We start from the raw sequence: 13268 nt of genomic DNA, 5'->3' as shown, positions 1-13268 counted from the left end.
ATATGGAATCAAATGCCCGGTTCTCACTACAGAGTTAATGCAACGGCGCACGCCGACATCCTCTTACTTCACGAGAACCGAATTCATGACCGTATATCTCAATCGGACACCTCCTCAGTTACAGGAAAACCTACCTGTCTATGCGCCGCCGAAAACCGAAGCGCAAACCACGCAAGCGCCCCAACGCTCAGCCGAAAAAACGGTTAACCCTCATGAAACACAGCTGCTCAAAGCTTACCTTGAGCAGGTGAATCGCCTGGCGCTGCACACCTCGCCCAGACTGGTCAGTGTTCCGAGACAGAGTACCTTGGGCCAATGGCTTGAATTATATGATGCGCACGTGCGACAACCCGCTCTCAATGGATGGCTGTTTAGACAAGGAATCCACGACATCGGCCAGTTTTCGGTCGCCCCCTCAACAGGCACCTTGTCCGCTGAAGTGGAGGGAAAAAAGAAAACTTTCAGCCTTACGGACACGTCGGGCTGGGGACAAATCTCAGCGGCATTGCTGGCGACCGCCAGCGTGATCGCACCCGGAAAAAGTGGTGATTTGCGGGTGGAACAACATGATGGCTTCCTTCAAGTCCATCCAAAGGTAGTGGCACACTTCCAAGGTGTTCCATTCCCGCAATCCGCCGCCTTTGCGCGGGCGCAATTCAACCAACTGGCCCCCAAAGATGCGTTCGACCCTATCCCGCCTGATGACCAATTACGCCCTGCCAGCCGCCGCTCAGAAGACGCGATGCAAGCGCAAATACAGAGTGCCGGCAAGTTCTACAGCACCGCCCCCGCGGCACTGGATTACAAGCTTTTGGCGGTCGACGTCGCCAACAACCTGCCCGATACGCGGGCAGAAGCCAAGAAGTGGGCAGAAGCGCTGATTCTCAAGTTGACGGGCAACGTGGTCGATGCTGACACGATCTATTTGAACCGTTTCAGGAGCGCGAGCAGCGCGAACACCGTAACAGGCTGGGAGCACACTTTTGAGGAGCCCTACTCCTCATTACGCCTGCCGGATGCCCTGCTGAAAAACTTCTCCGAACACGACTGGATTCCCGGCACTCTGGATCAGGAAACGGGTTTATACACGGTCGGGGCCGGTCAAAGCACACAGGGCGGGTACGGCGCCCACAACCAATTCGCCCTCGCCCCCTCCGCGGTGATGCATGAGAGTTGGAAGACCGACTTCCAAACCGGGATGACCCAGAAAATCGATCATTTCTGGCGCGCTCATACCAGTGGCTATGAGACGGCGATCAAGGGCGAGTTCGTTTACCAGGCCCGCAAGCAATTGAAGGCGGCAGAAGCCCGTTCACCGGCTGAGCGCAAGCTGCAACCGCCCGAGCAACAATTCACGCGTGACGACTACCGCCTGGTGATGGGGGCAGTCTCCAACCTTTCCCTCGACGAAAATGCACCGCTCAGCGTCGAACAACTCATGGCCATGGCGCCGGTGAAGGGCATCGTTCAGGCGAATGCCCTTAGCATCCATGGCTTTACGTCCAACGATATTGTGCGCTTCAGCGCTGCCGATGGCCGGCAGGTGGTTTCCATACCTGGAAACGTGCCGGCCTATCTGAGGTTCGACTCCCTGGCAAAGCTGGAGAAATGGGTGATTGACCAAAGCAAGCATCCCAAAAAGCGGGAAGCCTTGCTCTCACATTTTCCGTTGATCTACCGTCAGGACCATGAAGCCAGTTTTGGCACACGGGCAGCATCCGGAGTGGTGCCATTTCTGTGGCTCACGCATATAGCCGACAAGAAAGAGGGCCTGAATACCCTTTTCGATAAAATGGCCACCGGGGCACTGAAAGATACGGTGATCAATGACAGCCACTCGAATATTGAGGGGGATGTGTTCGCCGCGCTGGCATTCGCCACCAAAGAGCGCATGCAGAGTGATGCTGACGTTGTCATCAAGTCCAACAGCGAAGTGATCCGCGACACTTGGCTGAACGACATCACCGTGGCCGCCGGCTTGTTGGCCAAACTTGCCCCCATCGCTGCACCGGTTGCCGCTGCGGCCGTGCTCGCAGGGTTAACCGAACTGGCGTTAGGAGCAGAAAAAGCCTCGTCCGGCGACACGCAGGCGGAACGCAAGGACGGTGCCTCCAAGGCATTCGATGGTTTGTTGAATACCCTGTTCTCAGTCGGGGCGAGCGCAGTCCCTGAAGACCCGTTTGCCCTGCCTCCCGAGACAAAATTACCGCCCGCAGAGCCGCTGATTCCACCGACCGCCAATGAAATCCAGGAGCCACGGCCAGGACCGTCCTCCGGTAACAGTTCTGTCGTCAACGCGCCTGTGCCGCAACCCTTGCCGAGATCCGAGTCACTTATCCGCGTGGCGCAACATGCAGTCCCTGACGGTGAGGCATTGATAAAGAATGCTACTCGAGACGCACTCGGTGTTTATCGAATGACTGACAGTAAGGGGACATTCCGCCAATTCGTGCGCTTTACCGATGAAACAGAAACGAGCCGTATATTTGAAATATCGGGTCGTTACCGGTCCGGCGACGCCTTTGCCAGAATCATTAATCCGGATAACGGCGCGGGGCTGATGGTGATAACACCGGGTCGCGATGCTCAATGGGAGCGCGCACCTGCCGATGGAGGCCTTCGACTGTGGCCATGGACAGGTACGCCTTCGCCAACGCCGAGTGAAAACCTGACGCCGAAATTCTCTGACTTGTTCGCAGACTTCGATGAGCCGGCGGTAAAGCAATCGGAGAGATTTGACGCACTGCTAAAAGTTGATGAAGCAAAACCCTTCTTGCCGTCGACAAAAGGATATGAAGAAAATGGCGAACTCAAAAGAAAGTTGGTGCTTACCTGGAGCGCCCCCAAACAGGAATTCACACTGCTTGAATCTGAGAAGGCTATCGCTACGCCTTACAGCGACAGCAACTATTCGCACAACTTCATTCTTGACCTTAACCGCTCTGACTACTCAGTCACTAAACTGACAGAACACGGCGAGCTTCACTTCAGTCTGGATGCCCACGGCGACTCTGCAGAAACGATCCGACTCAATAGGCTTAAACAGTTCGAGAGTGCGATTCCCGATGCGGCTATGCGCTCGCGAATTTCCGAGGTCGCCCATCAAGGCTCGGTCGAGCCCGCCACTATCGAGTTGATCAGTACTTTAAAAGACGGCTATAGCCCGAAAGTGAGCACCGCTACTTACTCGGTAGAATATGACCCCGTCAAAAACGAAGCCCGCGTCAAAGTCGCCGCCCAATGGGATGTGAATGATTTGAGCGGTGACGAGATGAAGCCTGTTTCAGATATGAAAATGACCAGCAGCCGAACCTTTCTCGTCAGCTTGGGCAACGAAGTATCAGACAACCCCTACATCATCCAGGAGATGGCCCCGACTCAGCTCGAGGCAACGCTGCCAGGAGGCCCGGCCCAATAAGCTACTCACAGCAATTGAGACGCTAATCTCTACCTGAGTCACAAGAACGGCGGTAACCTCGGTGACCGCCGTTTTCGTTTGGGCAGCTTTATACGCCTGCCACTTCAGGGGTCTCCATGGAAAGAATCGCCTTAAAACCGCTCCTCCTCGCTGCTGGCCTCTTGGCCTTCATGCCGCTGGCCCAAGCGGCCAGCACCCTGGTCTACTGCTCCGAAGCCAGCCCCGCCGGCTTCGACCCCAGCCAGTACACCAGCGGTACCGACTTTGATGCCTCCGCCGAAACCGTGTTCAACCGCCTGACCCAGTTCAAGCGTGGCGGCACCGAAGTCGAACCTGGCCTGGCAACCAGCTGGGATGTGTCCAACGATGGCCTGAGCTACACCTTCCACCTGCGCGATGGCGTCAAGTTCCACACCACCGACTACTTCACCCCTACCCGCGACTTCAACGCGGATGATGTGCTGTTCACCTTCAACCGGCTTTTGGATGCCCAAAGCCCATTCCGCAAGGCTTACCCGTCCGAGTCGCCCTACTTCACAGATATGGGCTTGAACACCACGATCAAAAGCGTCGACAAACTCGACGAGCACACCGTGCGTTTCAGCCTGAACAATGTCGATGCCTCGTTTGTGCAGAACCTGGCCATGAGCTTTGCCTCGGTGCAATCGGCCGAATATGCGGCCCAACTGTTGAAAGAAGGCAAGGCAGAGGACATCAACCAAAAACCGGTGGGCACCGGGCCATTTGTGTTCAAGCGCTACCAGAAGGACTCGCAGATCCGCTACGTCGCCAATAAACAGTATTGGAAGCACGAGGACGTGAAGCTCGACAACCTGGTGTTCGCGATCACCCCGGACGCGGCGTCGCGGTTGCAGAAACTCAAGGCCGGCGAATGCCAGGTCAGCGGTTACCCACGGCCTGCCGACATTGAAGTGATGAAACAGGACCCGAACCTGCGCGTGCTGCAACAAGCCGGTTTCAACCTGGGCTTCCTGGCCTACAACGTGACTCACCCGCCGCTGGACCAGCTCAAAGTGCGCCAGGCCCTCGACATGGCCATCGACAAGCCAGCAATCATCAAGGCTGTTTACCAAAGCGCCGGACAATTGGCGCAGAACGCACTGCCACCGGCGCAGTGGTCTTACGACCCAAATATCAAGGACGCGCCCTACGACCCGACCAAGGCTCGGGCGCTACTAAAAGAAGCAGGGGTTGCACCAGGTACCACCATCAATTTGTGGGCGATGACTGTGCAGCGCGCCTCCAACCCCAACGCGCGAATGTCAGCACAAATGATCCAGCAGGATTGGGAGAAGGTCGGTATCAAAGCCAACATAATCAGCTACGAATGGGGCGAATACATCAAACGCGCCAAAAATGGCGAGCACGACGCGATGATTTATGGCTGGACCGGCGACAACGGCGATCCGGATAACTGGCTCGGCGTGCTCTACAGTTGTGCTGCGGTCAAGGGCAGCAATTATGCGAAATGGTGTAACCCGGCCTACGACAAACTTGTGCAGCAGGCCAAGCTCAGCAGCGACCGCGAGCAGCGCATCAAGTGGTATCAACAGGCGCAGAAAATCCTTAAGGAACAAGTACCTATAACACCTATCGCTAACTCGACGGTTTTCCAGCCTATTCGAAAAGAAGTGCAGGACTTCAAGATCAGTCCTTTTGGCCTGACGCCGTTTTATGGTGTCAGTCTAGATAAGTAACAGCTGCGCCCCAACCGAGTGCGCCAGACGCTTCGGTTGGGCCTTTTTGGTGCGACGAATGCACCGAAAAAACCCTCTATATATATGCATTTATGTACAAACTTTCATAAATGCGACATTCCTGTACGTTCGTACCACACTTTGCCTCTTGCAACGGTTCAGCATCTTGCAATGGGTATGGCCCCTGCATAAGTATCCGCAGGCCGACTCACGAGGTCGCCCTCACCACCAAAAATGACAACAAATCATGAGGCCAACATGCTTAAACACGCAGTCATTCCGCTTTTAGTTAGTGCTGGCCTTATGGCCGCAGCCCCTTTCGCCCAAGCGGCGACTAACCTGGTGTTCTGCTCCGAAGGGAGCCCGGCCGGTTTTGATCCAGGCCAGTACACCACCGGAACAGACTTCGATGCTTCGGCCGAAACCATGTTCAACCGTCTGACCCAGTTCGAACGCGGCGGCACCGCTGTGGTTCCTGGGCTGGCCACCACCTGGGACGTGTCCCCGGATGGCCTGACGTACACCTTCCACTTGCGCGACGGTGTCAAGTTCCACACCACCTCGTACTTCAAGCCGACCCGTACCTTCAATGCCGATGACGTGCTGTTCACGTTCAACCGCATGATCAACAAGGACGACCCGTTCCGCAAAGCCTACCCCACCGAGTTCCCGTACTTCACGGACATGGGGATGGACACCAACATCAAGAACATCGAAAAAGTCGATGACCACACCGTCAAGTTCACCCTTGGCACCGTGGACGCGGCTTTCATCCAGAACCTGGCGATGAGCTTCGCTTCGATCCAGTCGGCTGAATACGCAGCCCAGCTGTTGAAAGAAGGCAAGGCACAGGACATCAACCAGAAGCCAATCGGCACTGGCCCGTTCGTGTTCAAGAGCTACCAGAAAGACTCGAACATCCGTTACACCGGCAACAAGGATTACTGGAAACCTGAAGACGTGAAGATCGACAACCTGATCTTCGCTATCACCACCGACCCGTCGGTGCGTATCCAGAAACTCAAGAAAAACGAATGCCAGGTGACCCTGTTCCCACGTCCGGCCGACCTCAAGGCGCTGGGTGAAGACAAGGATCTGAAACTGCCGCACCAGGCCGGTTTCAACCTGGGCTACATCGCTTACAACGTAATGCCGGTTCTCAAAGGCCAGACCGCTGCCAACCCGCTCTCCGACCTGCGTGTGCGTGAAGCGCTGGACATGTCGGTGAACAAGCAGCAGATCATCGACTCCGTGTATCAGGGCGCAGGCCAACTGGCCGTCAACGCCATGCCGCCGACCCAGTGGTCCTACGACACCACCATCAAGGACGCCCCGTACGATGTGACCAAAGCCAAGGCTTTGCTCAAGGAAGCAGGCGTCAAGGAAGGCACCGAAATCACCCTGTGGGCGATGCCGGTTCAACGTCCATACAACCCGAACGCCAAGCTGATGGCCGAGATGCTGCAGAACGACTGGAAACAGATCGGCCTGAAGGTCAACATCGTTAGCTACGAGTGGGGCGAGTACATCAAGCGCTCCAAGGGCGGCGAGAACCAGGCCATGATCATTGGCTGGAGCGGCGACAATGGTGACCCGGACAACTGGCTGAACGTGCTGTTCGGCTGCGATTCGCTGGCCGGTAACAACTTCTCCAAATGGTGTGACAAGAAATTCGACGGCATCGTGAAAGAAGCCAAGGCCACTTCGGATGTCACCAAACGCACCGAGCTGTACAAGCAGGCGCAACATATCCTCAAAGATGCAGTCCCGATGACACCTATCGCGCACTCGACGGTGTATCAACCCATGCGCAACACCGTTCAGGACTTCAAGATCAGCCCGTTTGGCTTGAACTCCTTCTACGGCGTGAGCGTAAGCGGCAAGTAAGGATTAATAACGGCGACGCTTCATAACGTCGCCGTTATTGCATCCGCCTGGACCGTAGGAAACAGACCACGACAAAACTCATTGCGTCTTACAGCAATGAGCCGCGACGTAGAGCTCCGTTACCTACAAGGTCAATCCGTTTTGGCGCATTTACTGCGAAGTCCGCGGCCCATACCGTCGTAGGACAGCAGAGTCTCCAATCTCGGAAAGGCACTTGCTGTGTGTGGGATCAGTGATGTCTCCCTGGCTGAACGCCAGGGTGATTGCTCACTGATGACAACAACAAACAAGGATCGGGATCGTCATGCGCCATACCACCGTTCTATCCGCAATTTTTGGCACCAGCCTGCTGGCTGTGGCCACGATGGGCCAAGCCGCCGACAAGAAGAGCCTGGTGTTCTGCTCTGAAGGCAGCCCGGCCGGGTTTGACACCGCGCAGTACACCACCGCCACGGACAACGACGCAGCGGAGCCGCTGTACAACCGCCTGGTTGAGTTCGAAAAAGGCGAGACCAATGTGGTACCTGCGCTGGCAACCAAGTGGGATATTTCGCCAGACGGCCTGACCTACACCTTTCACCTGCGTGAAGGGGTGAAATTCCACAGCAACAAGGAATTCAAGCCGACGCGCGACTTCAACGCCGACGACGTGCTGTTCACGTTCAACCGCATGCTTGACCCCGACCACCCGTTTCGCAAGGCCTACCCCACCGAGTTTCCGTACTTCAACGGGATGAGCCTGAACAAGAACATTGCCAAGGTCGAGAAAACCGACCCGCACACCGTGGTGATGACATTGAACACGGTCGACGCCGCGTTCGTGCAAAACATCGCCATGAGCTTTGCCGCGATTCTGTCAGCCGAATACGCAGAGCAGTTGCTTAAGGAAGGCAAACCCAGCGACATCAACCAGAAGCCGATCGGCACTGGCCCGTATGTGTTCCAGCGCTATCAGAAAGACTCGCAGATCCGTTATGTGGCCAACAAACAGTACTGGGACCCGAGCCGGGTCAAGCTGGATCAATTGATCTTCGCCATCAACACTGACGCGTCAGTGCGGGTGCAGAAGCTCAAGGCCGGCGAATGCCAGGTGACCCTGCATCCGCGCCCGGCCGACGTCGATGCCCTCAAGGCCGACCCGAACCTGCAACTGCTGACCAAGCCCGGTTTCAACCTCGGCTATATCGCCTACAACGTGCGCCACAAACCCTTCGACCAGCTCGAAGTGCGGCAGGCGCTGGACATGGCGGTGAACAAGCAAAGCATCCTGAATGCCGTGTATCAGGGCGCAGGCCAACTGGCCGTCAACGCCATGCCGCCGACGCAGTGGTCTTACGACGACACCATCAAGGATGCCGCCTACAACCCGGAAAAAGCCAAGCAACTGCTCAAGGCCGCCGGCGTTAAGGAAGGCACCGAGATCACCCTGTGGGCGATGCCGGTACAACGGCCCTACAACCCCAACGCCAAGCTGATGGCCGAAATGCTGCAAAGCGATTGGGCCAAGATCGGCCTCAAGGTCAAGATCGTCAGCTACGAATGGGGCGAATACATCAAGCGCACCAAGAACGGTGAGCACGATGTCAGCCTGATCGGCTGGACCGGTGACAACGGTGACCCGGACAACTGGCTGGGTACTCTTTATAGCTGCGACGCCATCGGCGGGAACAACTACTCCATGTGGTGTGACCCGGCGTACGACAAGCTGATCAAGCAAGCCAAGGTCGTGACCGACCGCGAACAAAGGACTGTTCTGTACAAACAGGCGCAGCAACTGCTCAAGCAGCAGGTGCCGATCACGCCAGTCGCCCACTCGACGGTCAACCAGCCGTTAAGCGCCAAAGTCGAAGGTTTCAAAGTCAGCCCCTTCGGCCGCAACGTGTTCTCGGGCGTCAGTATTAACCCATAAGAAAATAACCGGATGGCGGGGAGCGAAATTCGCTCTCCGGCAAACGTGCAGCCTTTTGTTGGGAATTTTCCTACGGCAAACGTTTGCAAGAGCTTGAACGAGTTACACACCCAATAGCCGGTTCACCTAAAAAGACCGGCATTAAAAAGAGAACCAAAGGAGCTTCACCCATGAAACTGAGTAGCAAAGCGCTTCTGGCCCTGGCCATCAGCAGCATCACGGCAACCGCCTTCGCTGAAACCCAGAGCCAGGACTTCGTTCCAACCACATTGGCCGGCACCAGTGCCCAAAGCGAGGCCAAGGGCTTTGTCGATGGATTCAGCCTGGGCGGTACTACCCGTAACTGGTTTGCCAACGAACAGAAATTCCGTGGTGGCAAGTTCACTTACCAAAAACACGGCGAAGCCCGCACCGACGCGTACCGTACCAACTGGGTGCAAGGCACCATCCTCAACGCTACCTCGGGCTTCACCCAAGGCACCGTTGGCGTGAGCACCGAAGTGGCGGTCTACAACGCTCTGGTTCTGGACCGTAGCAAGCGCGACATCAAGGGTGGTTCCAACCGTACCCTGGCCGACTCCAACGGTGACGCAGTCGACCAGTGGAGCAAACTGGGCCTGGCCAACGTCAAGTTCCGCGTCTCGAACACCACATTGACCGCCGGTCGCCAGAACTTCAGCAGCGGTATCGTCGACACCATCGGCAACCGTGCCCTGCCTTCGAGCTTTGAAGGTGTGAGCTTCAACAGTGAAGAATTCAGCAACCTGTCGTTCCAGGGTGGCGTGTTTGACCGCGTTTCGCCACGTACCGAGCAGAGCCTGTCGAAATTCCGCTCCGAGTACGGCAATGGTCAGGAAACCGACAAGGTCAACACCTTGGGCGTCAACTACCAGCCATTCAAGAGCCTGAAAACCAGCCTGTTCGCCGCCAATGTCGAAGACTTCTGGAACCAGTACTACTTCGGCGCCACCCACGAACTGGGTGATGCACAGACCCTGGCACTGACCACCGGCCTGAACTACTACAAAACCGTCGATACCGGCAAAAAGCTGATGGGTAAAATCGACAACGATACCTACTCGCTGTCGCTGGGCCTGACTCACCAAGCCCACAGCCTGACCTTCTCGTACCAGGAAGTGAACGGTAACGAGTACTTCGACTACCTGCACGAAACCAACGGCATCTACCTGGCCAACTCCCTGACGTCCGACTTTAACGGCCCGAACGAGAAATCCTTCCAGGTTGCCTACGGTATCAACATGGCCGAATACGGCGTGCCAGGCTTGAAGTTCAATATCTACTCGGCTCGCGGCTGGGGCATCGACGGCACTCACTACACCGGCGACGGCGGCCGTGCCGGCTTTGCTTACAACGGTATTCAGTCCCAGGACGGCGAGAAACACCAGGAATACGGCATCGGTACTTCCTACGCCTTGCAGAGCGGCCCGCTCAAGGCCACCACGATTCGTGGTACCTACGTGACTCACCGCGCCACCGCCAACCAGGCTGACGGCAACATCCGTGAGTTCCGCCTGGTCACCACCATCCCGTTCAACATTCTTTAATTAGCACCAGGTAGTCGGCGGGCTCATTGCGAGCCCGCCGACTACGCTTGTCTGGTTTAATCGATTGCAGAGGGCTCTGAATGAAAATGCTCCCGCTACAAGCTGCCATTGCCGCTGCGCTGTTGAGCGTTGCGATCGGCGTTTCGGCCAAACCGCTGGTGGTCTGCACCGAAGCCAGCCCGGAAGGTTTTGACCCGGTCCTGTACACCACCGCCGTGACGGCTGACGCCGCCGCCGAAACCATGTTCAACCGCCTGGTGGACTTCAAGCCCGGCACCACCGAAGTAATCCCCGCGCTGGCCAAGGCCTTGCCGGAAATCAGCGCCGATGGCCTGATCTACACGTTCCACCTGCGTGAAGACATCAAGTTCCACACCACCGACTACTTCAAACCCACGCGCAACATGAATGCCGACGATGTACTTTGGAGCTTCCAGCGCCAGCTGGACCCGAATCACCCTTGGCACAACAAGTCCAACGTGGGCTACCCGTACTTTGAAAGCATGGGCTTCAAGGAACTGCTCAAGAGCGTAACGAAGAGCGACGACCACACCGTCGTATTTACCCTGACCCGCCCTGAAGCACCGTTTCTGTCCGACCTGGCCATGGCGTTTTCCTCGATTCACTCCGCCGAATACGCCGACCAGTTGCTCAAGTCCGGCAAGACCGATGACCTGAACGCCAAGCCGATCGGCACCGGGCCGTTCATCTTCACCCGCTACGCCAAAGACGCCCAAGTGCGCTTCAAGGCCAACCCGGATTACTTCCGTGGCAAGCCGCCGGCGGACCCGCTGATCCTGGCGATCACCACCGACAACAATGTGCGCCTGCAAAAGCTCAAGGCCAACGAATGCCAGATCGCGCTGTATCCGAAGCCGGATGACGTGCCGAGCATGAAAGCCGACCCGAACCTGAAAGTGGCGGAACTGGCGGCGATGACCACCAGCTACACCGCGCTGAACACCACCCACAAGTACATGAGCGACGCGCGGGTGCGTCACGCGATCAACATCGCGTTCGACAAAAAAGGCTACAACGAATCCCTGTACGGCAAAGGCAACGCCATCGACGCCACCGGCCCGTATCCACCGACCCTGCTGGGTTTCAGCGACAAACTGAAAAACCCGCCGCGTGACCTGGACAAGGCCCGCGCCCTGCTCAAGGAAGCCGGCGTACCGGAAGGCACCGAGTTCACCTTGTTCACCCGTAACGGCGGTGGCCCGACCAACCCTAACCCAATGCTCGGCGCCCAGCGCATGCAGGCGGATTTGGCTCAGATTGGCCTGAAGGTCAATATCAAAGTCATGGAATGGGGCGAGATGCTCAAGCGTGCTAAAAACGGCGAGCACGACATGGTATCGGCTGGCTGGGCAGGAGATAACGGGGACCCGGATAACTTCCTCACCCCTAACCTGAGTTGCGATGCAGCGAAAAACGGCGAAAACTACGCCCGCTGGTGTAACAAAGAGTTTCAAGACTTGATCGATAAGGCACGCGCCATTGAGGAACCCTCGAAACGGGCTGCACTCTACGAACAAGCCATGGACGTTTTCGAGAAGGACCAACCGTGGATTCCCATGGCTTACCCGAAAATGTTCACCGCCATGCGTAAAAACGTCGAAGGCTTTACCCAAAGCCCTCTGACGACAAATAACTTCGCCACCACCCAGGTGAAGTAATAAGAGAAGACGCTCGGCACCGTCGCCATTGACGGTGCCGAACCTGCCTAACCGGCTGATTGAGGTACACAACAAGATGTTTAGTTTTATTGCCCGCCGATTGGGGTTATTGATCCCCACGTTTTTCGGCATCACGTTGCTGACGTTTGCGTTGATTCGCATGATCCCCGGCGACCCCGTCGAAGTCATGATGGGCGAACGACGAGTCGACCCCGAGATGCACGCACAGGCAATGGAACGCCTTGGTCTTAACAAGCCGCTGTACGCGCAATACCTGGACTATGTTGGCAAGCTCGCCCACGGCGACCTTGGCGAATCGCTGCGCACCCGCACCAGCGTGTGGACCGAATTCACCGCCCTCTTCCCGGCGACCCTGGAACTGTCCATGGCCGCCCTGTTGTTCGCCGGTATCCTGGGCCTGTTGGCCGGGGTGATCGCGGCCTTGAAACGAGGATCCCTGTTCGACCATGGGGTGATGGGCATCTCCCTCGCGGGATATTCGATGCCGATCTTCTGGTGGGGCCTGATCCTGATCATGTTCTTCTCGGTAAGCCTGGGCTGGACCCCGGTTTCCGGGCGTATCGACCTGCTCTACGACATCGAGCCGCGCACCGGCTTCATGCTGATCGACACCCTGCTGGCTGACGAGCCGGACGCATTCTTCGACGCCCTGCACCACCTGATCCTGCCGGCCATCGTGCTCGGCACCATCCCGCTGGCGGTGATTGCGCGGATGACCCGTTCGTCGATGCTCGAAGTATTGCGTGAAGACTACATCCGTACCGCCAAGGCCAAAGGCCTGTCGCCGGCGCGCGTGGTATTCGTACACGGCCTGCGTAATGCGCTGATCCCGGTACTCACCGTGGTGGGCCTGCAAGTCGGCACCCTGCTGGCCGGTGCGGTCCTCACCGAAACCATCTTCTCGTGGCCTGGCATCGGCAAATGGCTGATCGAAGCCATTGGCGCGCGGGACTACCCGGTGGTGCAAAACGGCATCCTGCTGATCGCCTGCCTGGTGATCCTGGTGAACTTCGTGGTGGATATCCTCTACGGCTTCGCCAACCCACGCATCCGTCACCAGCGCTGAGATCA

7 protein-coding genes are annotated in these 13268 nt (G+C 57.0%); all 7 read left to right on the top strand.

Annotation, left to right across the window (positions count from 1 at the left end; all coding sequences use genetic code 11):
• The first annotated feature begins 85 nt into the window (after positions 1–85).
• The 7 genes from ACDZ94_RS12420 (at position 86) to ACDZ94_RS12390 (ending at position 13263) form a co-directional block, all read left to right on the top strand.
• Positions 86–3418 (top strand): dermonecrotic toxin domain-containing protein, encoded by a 3333-nt coding sequence (locus tag ACDZ94_RS12420; protein ID WP_262667022.1) that lies wholly within the window; start codon positions 86–88, stop codon positions 3416–3418.
• 116 nt (positions 3419–3534) lie between these two features.
• Complete coding sequence (locus tag ACDZ94_RS12415; protein WP_432750222.1) at positions 3535–5136, top strand: ABC transporter substrate-binding protein; 1602 nt, start codon at positions 3535–3537, stop codon at positions 5134–5136.
• A gap of 258 nt (positions 5137–5394) precedes the next feature.
• The gene (locus ACDZ94_RS12410; protein WP_064450683.1) at positions 5395–7023 is read left to right on the top strand and encodes an ABC transporter substrate-binding protein; all 1629 of its coding nucleotides are present in this window, start codon (positions 5395–5397) and stop codon (positions 7021–7023) included.
• Between the two features lie 364 nt (positions 7024–7387).
• The gene (locus ACDZ94_RS12405; RefSeq protein ID WP_407016639.1) at positions 7388–8932 is read left to right on the top strand and encodes an ABC transporter substrate-binding protein; all 1545 of its coding nucleotides are present in this window, start codon (positions 7388–7390) and stop codon (positions 8930–8932) included.
• Between the two features lie 170 nt (positions 8933–9102).
• The gene (locus ACDZ94_RS12400) at positions 9103–10497 is read left to right on the top strand and encodes an OprD family porin (protein WP_407016588.1); all 1395 of its coding nucleotides are present in this window, start codon (positions 9103–9105) and stop codon (positions 10495–10497) included.
• An 80-nt stretch (positions 10498–10577) separates the two neighbouring features.
• Positions 10578–12176 (top strand): ABC transporter substrate-binding protein, encoded by a 1599-nt coding sequence (locus tag ACDZ94_RS12395; protein ID WP_432750221.1) that lies wholly within the window; start codon positions 10578–10580, stop codon positions 12174–12176.
• Positions 12177–12252: 76 nt separating this feature from the next.
• Positions 12253–13263: an ABC transporter permease subunit gene (locus ACDZ94_RS12390; RefSeq protein ID WP_010565541.1), complete on the top strand. Its 1011-nt coding sequence runs from the start codon at positions 12253–12255 to the stop codon at positions 13261–13263.
• Positions 13264–13268: the final 5 nt, after the last annotated feature.

The organism is Pseudomonas sp. UBT (genome assembly GCF_050915955.1).
Taxonomy (GTDB): Bacteria; Pseudomonadota; Gammaproteobacteria; order Pseudomonadales; family Pseudomonadaceae; genus Aquipseudomonas; species Aquipseudomonas antarctica_A.
The sequence above is the reverse complement of the archived record's forward strand: the minus strand, read 5'-3'. Positions and strand labels throughout refer to the sequence as shown.

Bases quoted from the DNA above. Each gene is read 5' to 3' on its own strand.
- ACDZ94_RS12420 (WP_262667022.1), top strand. From the start codon at position 86: ATGACCGTATATCTCAATCGGACACCTCCTCAGTTACAGGAAAACCTA.
- ACDZ94_RS12415 (WP_432750222.1), top strand. From the start codon at position 3,535: ATGGAAAGAATCGCCTTAAAACCGCTCCTCCTCGCTGCTGGCCTCTTG.
- ACDZ94_RS12410 (WP_064450683.1), top strand. From the start codon at position 5,395: ATGCTTAAACACGCAGTCATTCCGCTTTTAGTTAGTGCTGGCCTTATG.
- ACDZ94_RS12405 (WP_407016639.1), top strand. From the start codon at position 7,388: ATGGGCCAAGCCGCCGACAAGAAGAGCCTGGTGTTCTGCTCTGAAGGC.
- ACDZ94_RS12400 (WP_407016588.1), top strand. From the start codon at position 9,103: ATGAAACTGAGTAGCAAAGCGCTTCTGGCCCTGGCCATCAGCAGCATC.
- ACDZ94_RS12395 (WP_432750221.1), top strand. From the start codon at position 10,578: ATGAAAATGCTCCCGCTACAAGCTGCCATTGCCGCTGCGCTGTTGAGC.
- ACDZ94_RS12390 (WP_010565541.1), top strand. From the start codon at position 12,253: ATGTTTAGTTTTATTGCCCGCCGATTGGGGTTATTGATCCCCACGTTT.